Source organism: Paraburkholderia sp. (assembly GCF_049581445.1).
Classification (GTDB): Bacteria; Pseudomonadota; Gammaproteobacteria; order Burkholderiales; family Burkholderiaceae; genus Paraburkholderia.
Window position 1 is genome coordinate 1 of record NZ_JBAURZ010000152.1, and the last position, 16,772, is coordinate 16,772.

Sequence of the window (16,772 nt, forward strand, 5' to 3'; positions counted from 1 at the left end):
GACACGGTGAGCCGTTTCAAACCCGTCCGGCGTCTGGCCGGCCGATTGCAGCGTAAGGCCGGGCGCCAGCCCCACCACCCGCAGTTTCGGCGCGAGCGCCTGAGCCAGCGCCACCGTGGCGGTTTGCAAGGCCGCCTTGGTTAGCGTGTACGACAGGTAATCCGGATTCATGTTGTACAGCTTTTGATCAAGCACATTGACGACGACGCCGCGCAGCGACTCATCGGTGCGCGCGGCATCGGGCGTCGCCTCGTGGAGCATACGCGCCAAAACGAGCGGCGCGCCGACATTGATCGCCGTTTGCTGCAAAAGCCGCTCGTAGCCGACATCCTGGGCCGAATCTTCTTCGAAACTCGACGCATTGTTGACGATGCACAGCGGACGCCCTAGCGCCGCTGTGCAGTCCGGGACCAGCCGGGCGACCTCGGCCTCGACGGCCAGGTCCGCCTGCAGTGCGACGGCCCGGCGGCCCAAGGCGACGATTTCGGCGACCACCTCGTCCGCTTCCGGCTTCGACGTGCCGAAATGGACTGCGACGTCCCAGCCCCGGCCAGCAAAGCCGAGCGCGAGCGCGCGGCCGATCCGCCGGGCGGCGCCGGTAATCAGTACGACGCGCTCAGCGGCTGCCGGGCTGGCGTGGACTGGGGAAGTGTCGAAAGTAGCGCTCATTTACAATACGGGGATGAATCCGAAAGCTCACCAACCCGACAGTTTACCTGCTCCCGGCCCAGGCGCGCTTGCGCAGTCCGAGGCACTGGCAGAGCAGATCCGCATGGAGATCGCGGCAGCCGGCGACTGGTTGCCGTTCGACCGCTACATGGAGCGTGCGTTATACGCGCCCGGACTGGGCTACTACGGAGGAGGATCGGTCAAATTTGGCCGACGTCCGGAGGATGGAAGCGACTTCGTCACCGCGCCGGAGTTGTCCCCGCTGTTCGCGGCCACCTTGGCGCGACCGGTCGCACAGGCGCTGGCAGCGAGCGGCACACGCGACGTAATGGAATTCGGCGCGGGCACGGGCAAGCTCGCCGCGGGCCTGCTGAACGGGCTGCAGGCGCTTGGTGCATCGTTTGACACGTATTCGATTGTCGATTTGTCGGGCGAACTGCGCGAACGGCAACGCGCGACAATCGTAGCCGACGCGCCCGAGCTAGCGGCGCGGGTACGCTGGCTGGATGCGTTGCCGGAACGATTCGAGGGCGTGGTGATCGGCAACGAAGTGCTGGACGCCATGCCGGTGCGGCTCTTCGTGCACGGCGAAAGCGGCTGGAAAGAGCGCGGAGTTATTGTTGACGGTGACGGGTTCGCATTCGACGACCGGCCTGTCGCAGCGAAACAAGACACGGAGTTGCTCGCGAGTATTGAGGCGGAGGGCGAACTGGACGGCGATTATCTGACCGAAACGCACGATGCCGCACGGGCTTTCACGCGTACGGTCTGCACGATGCTCACTCGCGGGGCGGCGCTGTTCATTGATTACGGTTTTCCACGTCACGAGTATTACCACGCGCAACGCGCGCAGGGCACGCTGATGTGTCACTACCGACATCGGGCACATGGTGATCCGTTTGTTTATCCGGGCTTGCAGGACATCACTGCGCACGTTGAATTTTCCGGAATTGCCGAAGCGGGTGTTGAGACGGGTGCTGATCTGCTGGGGTATACGTCGCAGGCGCGGTTTCTATTGAACGCGGGGATCACCGAGGTATTGGGAGAGATTGATCCAACGGATACCACGCGGTTTTTGCCGGCGGCGAACGCGGTGCAGAAGTTGTTGTCCGAAGCGGAGATGGGGGAGCTGTTCAAGGTGATCGCGTTTTCGCGGGGCATCGAAGAGACCCTTGATGCGTTTGCGAGTGGGGATCGGTCGCATACTTTGTGAACTTGCTGGTTTGTACTTGTGTGTGTCGGGCGGTATCGTTAGGGGCGTGTGATGATTCGCTGGCTGTTGACTACGTTTATCGCCGTGATGGTGTTGTCGTCCTGTTGGCCGTGGCTGCGGAAGATTGGCATTGGGCGCATGCCTGGCGACGTTACGCTTCGGTTGTTCGGGAAGGAGTATCCGTTTCCTTTTATGTCTACGCTTGTTTTGTCGATGATTTTGTCAATTCTTGCTCGGGTTTTATAAAGGTTGGGGTTTCGTCTTGCAGACAGCTTTTTCTTAGGTTGTTTGCCTTAAGGCATTGGGCTTTCCTTGATTTGTTATTGGTTTATTGGCGTTGCCCCTGTGCTGCTTGCCTTAAGGCGTTGGCCTTTCCTTGTATTCTTATTGGTTTATTAGCGTTGCCCCTGTGCGGGGCAGCACTCACTTTCTTTGCGGCCGCAAAGAAAGTAAGCAAAGAAAGCGGCTCACACCGCCAGCCTGTAGGTGTCCACCTCGGCACTCCAGCCGGAGCGGTCCGAGGCGAGACGGTCTCTCGCACCACTCGCGTCAGTGACAAAGCATTCATCCGTTCCAGCGTTGCGCTGCGCGCCCCGCCGTCAGGCATAACCCGTTCTGCAAGTTCTGCGGGCGTGCAACTTTCGAGCATCGCCCGATTTCCCTTGCAAACCGATCCGCGACGCACGCAGTGCGGAGTGGGTTGAATGAGTCCTTTGTCACTGACGTGTGCGGCGCGAGACCAGATCTCGTCTCGGACCAATGCCGGTTCGCCGCCGAGGTGGACACCTACAGGCTGGCGGTGTGAGCCGCTTTCTTTGCTTACTTTCTTTGCGGCCGCAAAGAAAGTGAGTGCTGCCCCGCACAGGGGCAACACTAATAAACCGATAAGAATACAAGGAGAGGCCAACGCCGGTGAGCGAACAAACAAGGTGCAACGCAAATAAACCGCTAACAAAACAAGAAAAGGCCAACAAACCAAGAACAACAAAACCGACAAAACCCAAAGCGCCGCAGGCAAAAAACCCTTACTTCTCAATAAACGCCAATTCAACAGCCCGAACCCTCTCCCGATGCACCGCATCCTTAATCAGAGCAGGCTTATCCCCCAACCCAGCAGCAACAGCACCCGCATCAACACCCCGAGCAGCAACAAGCGCCACCCTTAACCGCTCCGCCTGCGGATATTCAGAAAGCTCAAACCCCAACCGCCCACGTGCATCCGATTCACATGCCTGCAGCGCTTCAGCAAACCGCGCCGGCTTGCGCAAAGCATCACACCGCTCGAACAATCTCACCAATCCTGCAGCACCCATCTCCATCACCCGATGAATATTCCCGTGCTCCCGCGCCACCAGCACTGCCAGATCCCGGCACTCATTCGGCACCCGCAGCCGCTCGCATAACGGCTTGAGCAAATCGACACTGCGTCCCTCGTGCCCAATATGTCGCGGCAACACATCTTCAGGCGTGGTCGCCTTCCCCAGATCATGCGTGAGCGCCGCAAACCGCACCGTCAACGCGTAGCCCTGCGCCGCCGCATGATCCACCACCATCATCACGTGCACGCCCGTGTCCACCTCAGGATGGTAGTCTGCACGTTGCGGCACCCCGAACAAGCCTTCAATCTCCGGCAAGACTCGCGCAAGCGCTCCGCACTCGCGCAGCACCGAAAACATCCGCGATGGCCGCCTCTCCATCAGGCCGCGTGATACCTCTTGCCATACGCGCTCCGACACCAGCGCATCCACCTCGCCCGCAGCCACCATCTTGCGCATCAGTTCCAGCGTTTCCGGCGCTACCGTGAAATCCGAAAAACGCGCCGAAAAACGCGCCACCCGCAAGATCCGCACGGGATCTTCCAGGAAAGCATCGCTGACATGCCGGAAAACGCGCGCCTGCAAGTCAGCCGTGCCATTGAACGGATCGACCACAGGCCCCGTCAGCGTGCCGTCCGGCCGCACCTCGCGCGCCATCGCGTTGATGGTCAGATCACGCCGCGCCAGGTCCTCTTCGAGCGTGACGTCCGGCGCGTAAAAAAACTGGAAGCCGTGGTAGCCCGCCGCCGTCTTGCGCTCGGTTCGCGCAAGCGCGTATTCCTCGTGCGTCTGCGGATGCAGAAACACCGGAAAATCCTTGCCAACCGGACGGTACCCTTGCGCCACCATCTGCTCGGGCGTCGCCCCTACCACCACGTAATCGCGGTCCTGCACCGGCACGCCCAGCAGTTCGTCGCGAATCGCCCCGCCTACTGCATAGATATTCATGCGAGGTTGTCGTAGTAACCAATCGCGTGGCCCTCGTGCAGCGCGTCCTGTATCCACGCGTGCACCGCCGGCGCTTGCGTGACCCGCTCGGCGTAAGCCGCAGCCATGTCCGAAAGGGCCGGTTTCCAAGTATTGAAACGCATCACAACCGGCGCATACATCGCATCGGCAATGCTGAACTCGCCGAACAGGAACGGGCCGCCGTAGTCGCAGATGCAGTCGGTCCAGATCTCGTCGATCCGTGCGATATCCGCCAGCGCTCCAGGTGTCGCGCCTTTGCCGGGAAATGAAGCGCGAATGTTCATCCACATGTTCGTGCGCATATCACCGAAGCCCGAATGCATCTCGGCGCTGACGCTGCGCGCGTGCCCGCGCAAGACCGGATCGCGCGGCCACATCGCGTGCTGCGGAAAGCGTTCGGCAAGCGTTTCAGCAATCGCCAGCGAGTCCCAGACCGACGATCCATCGTCCGCCACCAGGCATGGCACCTTGCCGGACGGCGAATGGGCAAGAATCGCCTCCCTCGTGTCGGGCTCATTCAGACGGACCCAGACTTCCTCAAACGGGACGCCGAAATGCTTCATCAGCACCCAAGGCCGCATCGACCACGACGAATAGTTCTTGTCACCGATCAGGAGTTTCATGTTCCGTGCAGAGAGTAAAAGAAAAAAGAAGGCTCAACGTCCGGCGCTAGCGCGGAACGTATTGAACCGCGATCGCATCGACGCACCGGTCAGGTACACCGGTGCAATGGTTTCGATACTGGCCGGCTCGATACCCAACTCTGGCGCAAGCGGCCCACTCAGCACGCTTGGCACCTTCATCGAATCCAGATTGTCGCGCGACATCACCGGTTCGCCAGGCGCCATTTCGAATGTCAGCGCCTGCAGTCGCGCCAGCGCGTCTGGCAGACGCACGATGCGCGCGTGCCGACCAATCGCGTCGCCGCAGTACTTCACGAGTTGTTCGAGCGTGTAGACGGTCGGTCCACCCAGTTCGTAGGTGCGACCGCTGGCGGCGTCAAGGTCAAGCACGTTGACGATGGCCTTGGCTACGTCGCCGACAAACACCGGCTGGAATTGCGCGTCCGGCATGGCAAGCGGGATCACCGGAAAGACCCGTTGCAAAAAGGCAAACTGATTGAGAAAGCGGTCTTCCTGACCAAACACTACCGACGGTCGAAAGATCGTCGTGGCGAGCTTCGATGCATGTACCGCCTTTTCGCCGTCGCCCTTGGAGCGCAAGTACATGCTCGGCCCATTCGAATCGGCGCCAAGCGCGCTCATGTGGATCAGCCGATGCACGCCCTTGCCTTCGCAGGCGGCCGTGATTTTGGTCGGCAATTCAACATGCGATCGCGCGAACCCGGGACCATATGGTGTACCGCGCCCGCCATGCAGCGTGCCGACCAGGTTGATCACCGCATCGGCGTTTTCGACGAAACGCGCAAGCTGCAACGGATCGTAGACATCGGCTTCGATCACATCAATGGGTAGCAGCGTGAGATGGCGGGCGTTGTAGCGTCGGCGAGTGGCGATGCGCACGTCTTTGCCAAGCTCGACTAGCGAGTTGACGAGATGGCTGCCGATGAAACCGGAGCCGCCGATGATCGCAATGGCTTGATGTCGCATTTTCGACTCCCTGGTGGAAGCCGCGGCAACGGCTGGAGTGAGGTGCCGCCGCGTGGCGCGAGGCGGCACGACGCTTACGGCGCGATGTAGCCCAAACGCGCCTTCAGCGATTGCGGACGGCCCTCGAACAATGCCGCGTAGTAGACCGTGTTGGACAACACATTCTTGACGTAGTCACGTGTTTCGTTAAACGGGATCGTCTCGGCGAAAATCGCGCCTTCAACCGGATGCGCCAACCCTTCACGCCACGCACGCGGGCGACCCGGACCGGCGTTGTAGCCGGCGGTGGCGAGCACGGCGGACCCGTCGAACTGATTGTAGATCATCGACAGATAGTTGGTGCCAAGCAGGATGTTCGTGTCGATGTCGTTCATCTGCTCACGCGAGATCGGCCCTAATCCGATCTTCTTGGCGACCAGTTGCGCGGTGCCCGGCATCAATTGCATCAGACCGCTTGCGCCGACATCCGAACGCGCATTCATGATGAAACGCGACTCCTGACGGATCAGCCCGTACGCCCACTCGACATCGAGCCCATTGGACTGCGAATCGCGCTCGACGATATTGCGGAACGGCGACAGGTAGCGCAGCGAGAAGTCGTGCTCGGTCTTCGTGCGGTCCGCCGTGTTGACGGTACGGTCATACAGTTCGATACGGCGCGCGTACTCCGCGACGGCGAGCAGTTGGCGGTCGGTCATGGTGCGCAGTGGCCAGTTCCACTCGCGGTTGCCTTCCAGCCGCAAATTGAGCTGATAGAAGCGCTGCGCGAGTGCCAGGCCAGGCGTGTTGGCGGCTTGCTGCACTTCGGCATCACTCACCGTGGTCTTGGGCGGCACGGTGATCTTCTGACCCAACTCTTCCGAAGCGAGTTGTCCGTAGAAGTTATAGCCCGACGCGATTTGTGTGAATTCCTGGTTCGCCTGATCGGTCTCGCCTGCCTGCTTGAGGGCGCGGGCGTGCCAGTAGACCCATGTGGGCAGACTGCGCAATGCGGCCGGCATCTGGTCAATCGACCAGCGCACCATGGTCCAGTCGCCAGCCAGCAATGCACTGCGAGTACGCCATTCATAAGCCGGATTCGACAGGAGCGGCGCGTTAGCCGACAGCCGGTACCAATCCACCGCCGTTGGCATCTGCTTGGCAGCCGCCTGGTAAGCAATCGTGCCCCAGCCAATGGCCCGCTCCGGCGAGGTGAGCGACGGCGCCACCGACGCAAAGGTCGCCGCCGCCATGGCCGGATCATTTCGCGCCATGCGCGTAATGGCCAGCAGCGCCAGTTGATGCGACTGCGGATCGGGTCCGACGCCGCGCGCCAGCAACAACGGCGGCGTACTCGCAGCCTGATCGAACAGCACCGGATCGGGACGCTGATTGCCCAGCGCGTCGACCAACTTGCTGCCGGTGTTGGTGTCGTTCTGCTCGTAAGCGAGACGGATCTGTTGCCAGACGTCGGCGGCGCTGAATTGCTGGTTGATCGACAACGCAGTGACCAGATCGACACAGCCGTCGCCGTACCACTTCGGGTCAACCAGCAGCGCGCGCGCCGCATCCGCCACGTTCTCGCCGTGCGCGGCACGCGATTCAAGCGCGTAGCACTTGACCTGCGTGTCGTCGTTCAACACAAAGCGAGCGTATTGCTGATCGAAGTTGTTCCAGTCGTGACGCGCCCCAAGCACGACCAGATAGTCGTTGCGCAGACGGTCGGCGATGGCCTGACCGTCGTACTTCTGCAGGAACGCAAGCACCGGCGCATCTGGCGCATCAACGCGCGGATGGCCCGATGAATCGAACAACTGCGGCTTGAGCTGAAAGTACTCCAGATAGGACGGCGCCGGATAGTCCGGAATCATTGCCGCCAGTTGCGCCGCGTGGGCTGGGTCGTTATTGCGTGCGGCTTCACGGAGCTGCACGAAAATCTGGTCGTCGTTGGAGAGTTGCGAAGGCGGAACAGGCTTGACGGCCGAGGCCGTGCTGCACGCGACGAGTGCCGCAGCGGCAAGCGCAAGACTGGCCGCGCGATATACTCGAAAAAGGCGTTTTGACATCGTTATTTCTGGAGCGCGAATTGAACCCAAGCATAGCACGCAACCCTCTCGCAGAATCGAAAAACGCGCTCCGTAAAATCCTGCTGGAAGCACGTCTGCAAGCGGCTCTCGCGCCTACTGCCCAGGAAGTATTGAGCCGCCGTCTGCTCGACGCGTTGAAACATCATCAGCCGGCCTGTGTCGGCTTTTACTGGCCATTGCCTGGCGAGTTCGATGCCCGTGGCGCAATTGCGATCTGGCTGGCAGGCGGCGCGCATCGGCAAGCGGGTCTGCCGGTCATCAGAAGCCGTGGTGAGGCGCTGCAGTTTCACGCATGGGCGCCGGATACGCCGATGAAGATCGGCCATCACCGCATTCCCGAGCCCGCCTCCGATAAGCTAGTGATCCCCGATCTGCTATTCGTGCCGTGCGTCGGTTTCGATGCCGACGGCTATCGCTTAGGTTACGGCGGCGGCTATTACGATCGCACGCTGGCCGCATGGCCCGTTGCGACCAAACCGGTGACAGTCGGCATCGCCTATGAGGCATGCCGCACCGAAGCGCTCGGGCGCGAAGCACACGATATTCCACTGGACCTGATCATCACCGAAGCCGGCAGCTATCCACAGTGAGCCCGCAGTAACCGCATCATGAGCGGCCCGCACGTCACCGCGGTCTCGCACTCAGAGTGATGCCGCCGCCCGCGCGGCGGTGTCGTACAGGCCAGAAGCATTGCGCATCAATTGCGCGGCTTCACCGATCTGCTCATTGGTGAGCCCGCTCTCCTTGAGCGTGGCGATCAGGCAACTCTCCCGGACCTCCTTGTACTTGAGGCACAGGTCGCGGCCCGCCTGCGTGGCGGAAAAGAAGACTTCCTTGCCGGTCTTTTCGCTTTTTACATAACCTCTAGCTACTAGCTTCTTCAACGCGTAAGTCGCGACGTGCGTATCTTCGATGTTCAGCACGAAGCAGATATCGGCGAGTTTTTTGCGGCGCTCGCGATGGCTGACGTGGTGCAGCAGCGACACCTCGATGGCGGTCATGTCCTTTTCGCCGGCTGCCGACATGCAACGCACCATCCAGCGGTTAAACGCGTTGCTCGCCATGATGAGCCCGTACTCCAGCTCGGAGAGTTCAGCACTTGTTTCAGAAACAAGGTGTTCCGAGGAGACTATTTTGGTGGGATGGCGCGACATGACGGCTGTTCTCGATACGCAAGCGGAAAATGGGTGCCCCCAACCAGCCGAACCGCGGCTACTCCGCCGAGGGAAATTCCTGCGCAGCGGAATACGTGGAGGCAAACGGGCGTTTTCTTTGAGAGCGCAGTGTACGACGCGCGCCTCGTTCTGGGTGCCTGGCGAAAACGCTTATTGATAAAGTGTCGATATTTTATTGAGAATGTATGCTGTCACTCATGGATGAGGCTCTTGATGCCGTTAACCGAGAAGAGCGGTCTCTTTGCCCGACCTGATTCCGACACCTGGTTCCAACCTATGCAACTGACCTGAACGAATGACCCAGCGATGAACCAACCACGTATCTTTCAGTTCGGCGACGCCGCGCTCGTGTGCGAGGCGCCCGCCCCCGCGACGCTCGATTGCCAGCGGAGGGTCTGGGCGGCCGCTGAGGCCGCGCTCGGCTGGCCGCACGTGCGGGAGGTGGTGCCTGGGATGAACAACCTGACCATCGTGTTCGATCCACTGGAAGCCGACGTTGCGGCGCTCACCAGCCAGTTGCAGGCGGCGTGGGACAAGAGCGGCAAGCTGCCGGACATCGGCCGCGAGGTGAAGGTCCCGGTGCAGTACGGGGGCGAATTCGGTCCTGATCTCGACGTGGTGGCCCGTCACACCGGCCTGTCCGCGAACGAAGTCGTAGAGCGTCATGCGGCGGGTGAGTACGTGGTCTTTTTCCTCGGCTTCCAGCCCGGTTTTGCGTATATGGGCGGCCTCGCCGAGGCATTGCACACGCCGCGCCGTCAGTCGCCGCGGCTGGAGGTGGCGGCAGGATCGGTCGGTATCGGCGGCGAGCAGACGGGCATTTATCCGGCCGCCTCGCCGGGCGGCTGGCAATTGATCGGCCGCACCGACGCCCGGCTCTTCGACCCGACGCAGACCCCGCCTACCCTGCTGCAACCCGGCGACCGGGTGCGCTTCACGATAGCGGGGATCCACTCATGATCGACGTGATTCGCGCGGGTCTGTTGACCACGGTTCAGGATCTCGGGCGGCATGGCCACCGGCATCTAGGCGTCGCGCTTGGCGGCGCCCTCGACCGCCTCGCGCTCGAAGTAGGCAATCGACTCGTGGGCAACCGGCCGGATGCAGCCGGCCTCGAAATCACCTTCGGGCCAACGGTGCTACGCTTTCCGCGCGCCACCCGCATCGCCATCACCGGCACTGAATTCGGCGCGACGCTCGATGGCAAGCCGGTCTATTCATGGTGGAGCCTGCCGGTCGAGGCCGGACAGGAACTGACCCTACAGGCGGCGAAGCGCGGCATGCGCGGCTACGTGGCAATCGCCGGCGGCATCGACGTGCTGCCGATGCTCGGCTCGCGCAGCACCGACCTCGCTGGCCAGTTCGGCGGTCTGGGCGGCCGGGCGCTACGCGACGGCGATCGCCTGCCGCTCGGCGGGTCATCGACGCGTCCCGGCTTTAGTCCGCAAGCGCCGGAATTCGGGGTGAAGGCGCCCGCCTGGTGCAAGTTCGTGCTGGTCCATGAGCCTTTACGGCGCGGCCGGCATCCGTCGGGCGTGGCATGGGCGGTGCCGATCCGTGTGTTGCCAGGAGCCGAATACGACAGCTTCACCGCCGAGGCCCAACGAACGTTCTGGTCGGACGAATGGCTCGTCACCCCGAACAGCAACCGGATGGGCTACCGGCTCGCCGGCACGGAACTCAAGCGCACGCACAAGCTCGACCTGCTCTCGCACGCGGTCATGCCAGGCACGATCCAGGTGCCGCCGAACGGCCAGCCCATCGTGCTGATGAGCGACGCGCAAACCACGGGCGGTTATCCGAAGATTGGCGCGGTCATCCAGGCCGATCTGTGGAAACTCGCGCAGGTCCGGCTGAACGGTGGGATTCGCTTTATCACGACGACACCGCACGAGGCGCGTCAGGCATTAATGGAAGAACGGGCGTATCTGCGGCAGATCGATGCCGCGATCACAATGCACGAGGAACGCTGCGCACGCCAGCCGGCGTCGGCAGTGTTGTAAGAACAAGTAGAGGACATTATGGAAATCGATTTGAACGCCGATCTCGGCGAGGGCTGCGGCTCAGACGAGGCGCTGCTTGACCTTGTCAGTTCGGCAAACATTGCGTGCGGCTGGCACGCGGGCGGCGCCAATGCAATGCACGACTGCGTGCGTTGGGCGGTGAAGAAAGGCGTGTCGATTGGCGCGCATCCGAGCTTCAACGACCCAGAGAACTTTGGCCGCAAGGAAATGGATCTGCCCGCCGGCGAGATTTACGCCGGCGTGCTGTATCAACTCGGCGCGCTGTCGGCGATTGCACAGGCCGAAGGCGGGCGCATTGCGCACGTCAAGCCGCACGGCGCGCTGTACAACCAGGCGGCCCGCGATCCGATGATCGCCGATGCAATCGTCTCGGCGGTGCATGACTTCGATCCGTCGGTAGCGGTGTTCGCGCTCGCCAATAGTGGCCTCGTGACCGCCGCGCGCGAAGCGGGACTCACCGCCATCGAAGAAGTGTTCGCCGACCGCGGCTATCGCTCCGACGGTTCGCTCGTGCCCCGCAAGGAGCCCGGCGCGCTGCTCGAAGATGAAGAGGAAGTGCTGCAACGCACCCTCGCGATGGTGCGCGAGCAACGCGTGCAGGCTGTCGATGGCCGATGGGTGCCGCTCAATGCGCAGACCATCTGCCTGCATGGCGACGGGCCACATGCGCTGGCGTTTGCACGCCGCATCCGTGCCGCGCTCGAAACCGCAGGCATCGAGGTGCACTCGGCCAGCGCGGTGCGCGCGTGAGCCGCGACGTTTCGAGCAGCGCATAGCCAGACAGTAAGGCACGCAAACGCCCCGCCTCGCGCGGGGCGTTTGCCAGATTCACCAGATGCACCAGACGCACCAGACGCACCGATGCATCAGATCAACGTGGCCAAACAGAGCCGCGCATAGCAAGACGGCCTACAGCGCGAACCGGGAACGCGCCGAGAGCCACGCGCACCGCCGCGCGCTAGCCGCCACGAACGGCAATGTCAGCAACCCTGTTTGGAGATCCAGATGCAGACAGCAGTCAATCTATGGCCGCTCATCGGCGTGGCCGTCATCATCATTGGCTTCGTATTGCGATTCAATCCCATGCTGATCGTCGCGGTGGCTGCGATCGTCACCGCGCTCGCCGCGAACTTCTCGCCGCTGCAAATCCTCACCGACATTGGCAATGGCTTCATCAAGACGCGCAATATCCCGTTGATCATCCTGCTGCCGCTCGCGGTGATCGGCTTGCTCGAACGGCATGGTCTGCGCGAACGCGCCCAGACCTGGATCGCCAGCATCAAGGCCGCGACCGCCGGGCGCTTGCTGATCGTCTATCTGCTAGTACGCGAACTGACCGCCGCCGTCGGCCTCACCGGACTCGGCGGCCATCCGCAGATGGTGCGCCCGTTGATCGCGCCCATGACCGAAGGCGCGGCTGAAACCCGCTACGGCAAACTCACCGATGCCGTGCGCTACCGCCTGCGCGCCTTTGCCGCGGCGACCGACAACGTCGGCCTGTTTTTCGGTGAGGACGTCTTCGTCGCCTTCGGCGCCATCGTGCTGATGACCACCTTCCTGCGCGAAGCGGGCATCGAGGTCGAGCCGATTCACGTCGCCGTGTGGGGCATTCCTACGGCCATCTGCGCGTTCCTCGTTCACGGCTTCCGGCTGTACCTGCTCGACCGCAAACTCGACCGCGAGCTTGAGCGTGAACCTGAACGCGAACGTGATAGCGCATCGGTCGACGACGCCAAGGTGACCGGAGACAAAGCATGACGCTGACGATCAACTATCTGTTCTGGCTGCTGGGCATCGTACTGCTCGTGATCGGCGGCATGATCCTCACTGACAAAGACCACCCACGGCGCCTCACCGCTGGCGGCTTCTGGATTCTGTACGCGCTGATCTTTCTGATCGGCGACTTTCTCCCGCCCGCCGTGGTCGGCGTGCTGGTGATCGCAATGGCGCTGATCGCCGGGTTCGGCGGTGTGACGGCGGCCAAGCCGAAGGTGCTGTCGCTCGAAGCGCGTCAGGTGAGCGCATTGCGGCTCGGCAACAAACTCTTCATTCCCGCGCTGACGATTCCTGTCGTCACAGTCATCATCACGCTGGCGGCAAGCCACCTCGTGTTCGGTGGCGTTTCTCTGGTCGAACAAAAGAACGTCACACTGATCGGCTTCGGGATTGGCTGCGTGATCGCTCTCGCAGTGGCTTGTGTGATGACGCGCGACACCGTCGGTCAGTCGATGAAAGAAGCGCGCCGCCTCGTCGACGCTTTGTCGTGGGCCGCCGTGCTGCCGCAGATGCTCGGCATGCTCGGCCTCGTGTTTTCCGACGCAGGCGTCGGCAAAGCCGTCGCGCACGTCACCACCGCGTACATCAATCTGGACTACCGGTTCGTTGCCGTGGCCGTGTACTGCATCGGCATGGCGGTTTTCACGATGGTGATGGGCAACGGCTTTGCAGCGTTTCCAGTGATGACCGGCGGAGTCGGCGTGCCGATCCTCGTGGGCGTCTTCCACGGCAACCCGGCGGTGATGGTGGCAATTGGCATGTTCTCCGGCTACTGCGGCACGCTGATGACGCCCATGGCCGCCAACTTCAACATGGTCCCCGTGGCGCTGCTCGAATTGCCGGACAAGAACGCGGTGATCAAAGTGCAGGTGCCAACCGCGCTGACAATGCTGGTCGTGAACATCTTCCTGCTCAATTTCATGATGTTCCTGTAGCGGTGTGACGCGAACCCGATCACGCATGAACCCCGCTACAAGGTATTTTTGCGATAACCGGCTGCCGCAAAAACGCCTCGTGCGGCGACCGTCCGGGGAAATTAGGATGCGTCTGATCGAAGCTTGAAAGCTCCGGACCTAAGCTGGGGGATGTTCATTCTTCCACCAGCCAGGGCGCGCTGCATGCGCGAACCGGCGCTTTCAAGCGGGTTCTCATGGAACAGCATCCTTATAGCTGCGACGCACATCACGACGCGGCGCAGCCGTCTTACCTCGCTACGCTGGTTGCCAACGCACTCTATTCGCATCGCGCTGGCCAACTCGATCACGCCGCGCCGCTCTATAAGGAAGCCCTGACGATCAATCCTATCCACGTCGAAGCGCTGCACTACTTCGGCGTGCTGCAACACCAGCGGCATAACCACGCCGACGCCGCCAGTCTGCTGGACAAAGCGCTCGATCTCGCGCCGGCCGATGCAGTCTGCTGGAGCAACCGCGGACTCGTCGCCGCGGCCCTCGGACAACACCGAGAAGCGCGGCGATGCTATACGCAGGCGCTGCAACTGGATTCAGGTTTCGCGGACGCCCGCAACAATCTTGGTGTGGCTTTTCAAGCGCTAGGCGAACTGGAAGGCGCGGTGCATCAGTATCGGCAGGCGCTGGTACTCAATCCGTCTCTAGTCGATGCGCATCTGAATCTCGGCACCGCGCTGGCTAGGCTCGAACGCTACGACGAGGCGCTTGCCTGCTATGAACAGGCGCTAACGTTCGATCCACACTCCGCCGAGGCGCACTTCAATGCCGGCAATGCGCTGACCGCGAAAGGCGACAGCCTCGCGGCGATCGAGCGCTTCAGGCGCGCCATCGAACTGCAGCCCAGCTTTGCCAAGGCCCACATCAACCTGGGCAGCGCGACCGGCAAGCTGGGCAACTATGCCGAAGCAGAACAGCACTACCGTCAAGCGGTTGCGATCAACCCCAATCCCACCAATCTGGTATGCCTGGGTGGCTCGCTCGGTGCGCAGGGAAAGCTCGACGAAGAGGAAGTGTTCTATAGGCGCGCGCTTCAGATCGACCCGAACTACGTCGACGCACATCAGAATCTCGCGTGGACGCTGCTAAAGCGTGGTGATTACGCGCAAGGCTGGGCGGAATATGCGAAGCGCTGGCGCCCCGGGGACTACGCCGCGATCGCGGTCGAGGGCCTAACGGAATGGCGCGGTGAACCGCTTGACGGGCGCAGCATTCTGCTGGTCGGCGATCAGGGCTTCGGCGATCAGTTGCAGTTTCTGCGGTACGCACGTGTACTGGAGAATCTTGGTGCAACGGTGGACGTATGTGTGCGCGAACCGCTGTTGCCGCTGGCGCAACGCGTTCCCGGCGTACGTCGCGCATGGAGCGGAAAGGTTGAGGGGCAATATGATTTCTGGGCACCGTTAATGAGCGTGCCTTCGTGTGTCGGCACCGAACTGAACACGATCCCTGCTGAAGTGCCGTATGTATTTGCTGACGCAGCCAAGGTCGAGAGATGGCGCGAGCGAGTGAACCAGGCAGCGGGCACGCGCCGCAAGATCGGGCTGGTGTGGGCTGGCAGTCCGACCTTTGGCAACGACCGTTACAGGTCAATGCAATTCGCCGATCTGGCGCCTTTGGGTCAACTCGACGGGATTGCGTGGTTCTCGTTGCAGAAAGGCCCGGCACAGGCGCAACTCACCGACGCGCCCACAGACTTCCAGCCCTTCGACTTCACCGGCGAACTCACCGACTTCACCGAAACAGCAGCGCTCGTGATGAATCTGGACATGGTGCTTGCCGTCGATACCGGCGTCGCGCATCTGTGCGGCGCACTGGGCAAGCCGGTCTGGGTGTTGCTGCCTGCGAACTCCGACTGGCGTTGGCTGGAAAACCGCAGTGACTCGCCTTGGTATCCCACCGCACGGCTTTTCAGCCAGGCGGTGCTTGGGGATTGGGCGCCGCTCGTGGCGAGTGTGGTTCGAACGTTGTGCAGCAATCGGGCATAGATCTCAACCCGCCCTCACCCCGCCTCCACCACAAACCCATGCTGCCGCAGCAGTTGCAGCACACCCTTCGGACCGCCGAGGTGCAACGCCCCGATCGCCACAAATACCGGCTTGTTCGGCCCGGCGATCAGCAGCATGCGCGACACGAAGCGCCGATTTCGCTCGTAGACGATCTTGTTGTCGATCGAATCGGACACGCGTCGGTCACGGGCCAGCGTCTCCGATTTCGCCGCCTGCCAGGCCGAAATGGCATCGGCGTCGCCGACCTGCCAGAGGCGGTGCAACGTTTGCACATCCGCGACGTTTTCGGCCGGCGTCTGCACCAGATCCTGCGCCAGCATCTCACGCTGCTGCGCGAGCGACAGGCTCGTAAAAGCACGCATCTGCTCGCCAAGCGTCTCGAGCCCGACAATCTTGCCGCGCTGGTGCAGATAAACGTTCTGCAACTGTGCCTCCGTGCCGTACTCAGTCTGCAGGCCCGCGCTCAGCGAATCGTAGGTTTCCACCAGCAGCGACGCGAGCCACGGCCGCATCTTCTTGATTTCGTCGAGCGCGGCCGGATTACCGCGCAGCCGCATGGCGAGCTTGCGCCACAGCGGTTCAGGCAAGAGGCGCGGCAAGCAGTCGCGTCGGCAAACACCGTACTTCGAGACGTCGTCCTGCGACACCAGCAGATCATCGGGCGACAGTTCAAGCGCCAGCGTCGGCGAGGCGGCTAGCGCCGCGAGAATCGGCCGGCGAAACGGCTCACCAGCTGGATAGTCAGCCGGATCGCCCACATGCAGCGTGCCCAGCAGATAAATGGTCGTAGTGCCGCGCGTCGCGACGTAGAAAGGCATGCGCGCCGGCTGCGTACGCACGGGCCCGCTCGCGGTGTCACTGGAGTTCGCAGGCGGAGGATTGAAGCCGGGTAAGGTGGCGCGCGGCTGACCGGGTGAATTCGGTCCAGCAGGCAGCGGCAAGACCGGTCGCCCGCTTTGCGCCGGGGTATTCGCGGC

General features: G+C 62.2%; 16 protein-coding genes. 9 read left to right on the forward strand and 7 right to left on the reverse strand.

Annotated features, from left to right (window positions below; translation table 11 throughout):
* A partial coding sequence (locus WCA85_RS14285; RefSeq protein ID WP_424064880.1) for an SDR family NAD(P)-dependent oxidoreductase occupies positions 1 to 669 on the reverse strand: 669 nt, incomplete at its 3' end.
* 13 nt (positions 670 to 682) lie between these two features.
* Here WCA85_RS14285 and WCA85_RS14290 point away from each other — a divergent pair.
* Positions 683 to 1,882 (forward strand): class I SAM-dependent methyltransferase, encoded by a 1,200-nt coding sequence (locus tag WCA85_RS14290; RefSeq protein ID WP_424064882.1) that lies wholly within the window; start codon positions 683 to 685, stop codon positions 1,880 to 1,882.
* Positions 1,883 to 1,933: 51 nt separating this feature from the next.
* A complete protein-coding gene (locus tag WCA85_RS14295) occupies positions 1,934 to 2,128 on the forward strand; it encodes a DUF2905 domain-containing protein (protein WP_424064884.1) in 195 nt (64 codons plus the stop codon).
* A gap of 779 nt (positions 2,129 to 2,907) precedes the next feature.
* On the opposite strand, the gene WCA85_RS14300 is transcribed toward WCA85_RS14295, so the two are convergent.
* The 4 genes from WCA85_RS14300 to WCA85_RS14315 all read right to left on the reverse strand — a co-directional run bounded on the left by WCA85_RS14300 (position 2,908) and on the right by WCA85_RS14315 (position 7,822).
* Entirely contained in the window at positions 2,908 to 4,146 is a 1,239-nt protein-coding gene (locus tag WCA85_RS14300) for a multifunctional CCA addition/repair protein (protein WP_424064885.1), read from the reverse strand.
* Positions 4,143 to 4,790: a glutathione S-transferase family protein gene (locus tag WCA85_RS14305; RefSeq protein ID WP_424064887.1), complete on the reverse strand. Its 648-nt coding sequence runs from the start codon at positions 4,788 to 4,790 to the stop codon at positions 4,143 to 4,145. Before WCA85_RS14305 ends, WCA85_RS14300 begins: the two co-directional genes overlap by 4 nt.
* Before the next feature lie 33 nt (positions 4,791 to 4,823).
* Positions 4,824 to 5,777, reverse strand: a complete 954-nt coding sequence (locus WCA85_RS14310; RefSeq protein WP_424064888.1) for a complex I NDUFA9 subunit family protein — start codon at positions 5,775 to 5,777, stop codon at positions 4,824 to 4,826.
* Positions 5,778 to 5,851: 74 nt separating this feature from the next.
* Positions 5,852 to 7,822 carry a transglycosylase SLT domain-containing protein gene (locus tag WCA85_RS14315; protein WP_424064890.1) on the reverse strand — a complete coding sequence of 657 codons (1,971 nt, stop codon included), beginning with the start codon at positions 7,820 to 7,822 and terminating at the stop codon, positions 5,852 to 5,854.
* A gap of 20 nt (positions 7,823 to 7,842) precedes the next feature.
* Here WCA85_RS14315 and WCA85_RS14320 point away from each other — a divergent pair, with 20 nt between their 5' ends.
* Entirely contained in the window at positions 7,843 to 8,433 is a 591-nt protein-coding gene (locus WCA85_RS14320) for a 5-formyltetrahydrofolate cyclo-ligase (RefSeq protein ID WP_424064892.1), read from the forward strand.
* Positions 8,434 to 8,484: 51 nt separating this feature from the next.
* Here the strand turns inward: WCA85_RS14320 and WCA85_RS14325 are convergent, their stop codons facing one another.
* On the reverse strand, positions 8,485 to 8,997 hold the full coding sequence (locus tag WCA85_RS14325; RefSeq protein ID WP_424064894.1) for a winged helix DNA-binding protein: 513 nt from the start codon (positions 8,995 to 8,997) through the stop codon (positions 8,485 to 8,487).
* 327 nt (positions 8,998 to 9,324) lie between these two features.
* On the opposite strand from WCA85_RS14325, the gene pxpB reads away from it, so the two are divergent.
* From pxpB to WCA85_RS14355, 6 genes are all read left to right on the forward strand, one after another.
* A complete protein-coding gene (pxpB, locus tag WCA85_RS14330; RefSeq protein ID WP_424064895.1) occupies positions 9,325 to 9,978 on the forward strand; it encodes a 5-oxoprolinase subunit PxpB in 654 nt (217 codons plus the stop codon).
* Positions 9,975 to 11,021, forward strand: a complete 1,047-nt coding sequence (locus WCA85_RS14335; protein WP_424064897.1) for a biotin-dependent carboxyltransferase family protein — start codon at positions 9,975 to 9,977, stop codon at positions 11,019 to 11,021. Before pxpB ends, WCA85_RS14335 begins: the two co-directional genes overlap by 4 nt.
* Before the next feature lie 18 nt (positions 11,022 to 11,039).
* Positions 11,040 to 11,792 carry a 5-oxoprolinase subunit PxpA gene (pxpA, locus tag WCA85_RS14340; RefSeq protein ID WP_424064899.1) on the forward strand — a complete coding sequence of 251 codons (753 nt, stop codon included), beginning with the start codon at positions 11,040 to 11,042 and terminating at the stop codon, positions 11,790 to 11,792.
* Positions 11,793 to 12,047: 255 nt separating this feature from the next.
* Positions 12,048 to 12,800, forward strand: coding sequence for a DUF969 domain-containing protein (locus WCA85_RS14345; protein ID WP_424064901.1), 753 nt, complete (start codon positions 12,048 to 12,050; stop codon positions 12,798 to 12,800).
* Positions 12,797 to 13,753 carry a DUF979 domain-containing protein gene (locus tag WCA85_RS14350; protein WP_424064902.1) on the forward strand — a complete coding sequence of 319 codons (957 nt, stop codon included), beginning with the start codon at positions 12,797 to 12,799 and terminating at the stop codon, positions 13,751 to 13,753. Before WCA85_RS14345 ends, WCA85_RS14350 begins: the two co-directional genes overlap by 4 nt.
* Positions 13,754 to 13,968: 215 nt before the next feature.
* On the forward strand, positions 13,969 to 15,774 hold the full coding sequence (locus WCA85_RS14355; protein ID WP_424064904.1) for a tetratricopeptide repeat protein: 1,806 nt from the start codon (positions 13,969 to 13,971) through the stop codon (positions 15,772 to 15,774).
* Positions 15,775 to 15,788: 14 nt separating this feature from the next.
* Here WCA85_RS14355 and WCA85_RS14360 read toward each other — a convergent pair.
* Positions 15,789 to 16,772: TraB/GumN family protein (locus WCA85_RS14360; protein ID WP_424064905.1), on the reverse strand; the 984-nt coding region annotated here is incomplete at its 5' end.

Bases quoted from the DNA above. Each gene is read 5' to 3' on its own strand.
- WCA85_RS14290 (WP_424064882.1), top strand. From the start codon at position 683: ATGAATCCGAAAGCTCACCAACCCGACAGTTTACCTGCTCCCGGCCCA.
- WCA85_RS14295 (WP_424064884.1), top strand. From the start codon at position 1,934: ATGATTCGCTGGCTGTTGACTACGTTTATCGCCGTGATGGTGTTGTCG.
- WCA85_RS14300 (WP_424064885.1), bottom strand. From the start codon at position 4,146: ATGAATATCTATGCAGTAGGCGGGGCGATTCGCGACGAACTGCTGGGC.
- WCA85_RS14305 (WP_424064887.1), bottom strand. From the start codon at position 4,790: ATGAAACTCCTGATCGGTGACAAGAACTATTCGTCGTGGTCGATGCGG.
- WCA85_RS14310 (WP_424064888.1), bottom strand. From the start codon at position 5,777: ATGCGACATCAAGCCATTGCGATCATCGGCGGCTCCGGTTTCATCGGC.
- WCA85_RS14315 (WP_424064890.1), bottom strand. From the start codon at position 7,822: ATGTCAAAACGCCTTTTTCGAGTATATCGCGCGGCCAGTCTTGCGCTT.
- WCA85_RS14325 (WP_424064894.1), bottom strand. From the start codon at position 8,997: ATGTCGCGCCATCCCACCAAAATAGTCTCCTCGGAACACCTTGTTTCT.
- pxpB (WP_424064895.1), top strand. From the start codon at position 9,325: ATGAACCAACCACGTATCTTTCAGTTCGGCGACGCCGCGCTCGTGTGC.
- WCA85_RS14335 (WP_424064897.1), top strand. From the start codon at position 9,975: ATGATCGACGTGATTCGCGCGGGTCTGTTGACCACGGTTCAGGATCTC.
- pxpA (WP_424064899.1), top strand. From the start codon at position 11,040: ATGGAAATCGATTTGAACGCCGATCTCGGCGAGGGCTGCGGCTCAGAC.
- WCA85_RS14345 (WP_424064901.1), top strand. From the start codon at position 12,048: ATGCAGACAGCAGTCAATCTATGGCCGCTCATCGGCGTGGCCGTCATC.
- WCA85_RS14350 (WP_424064902.1), top strand. From the start codon at position 12,797: ATGACGCTGACGATCAACTATCTGTTCTGGCTGCTGGGCATCGTACTG.
- WCA85_RS14355 (WP_424064904.1), top strand. From the start codon at position 13,969: ATGGAACAGCATCCTTATAGCTGCGACGCACATCACGACGCGGCGCAG.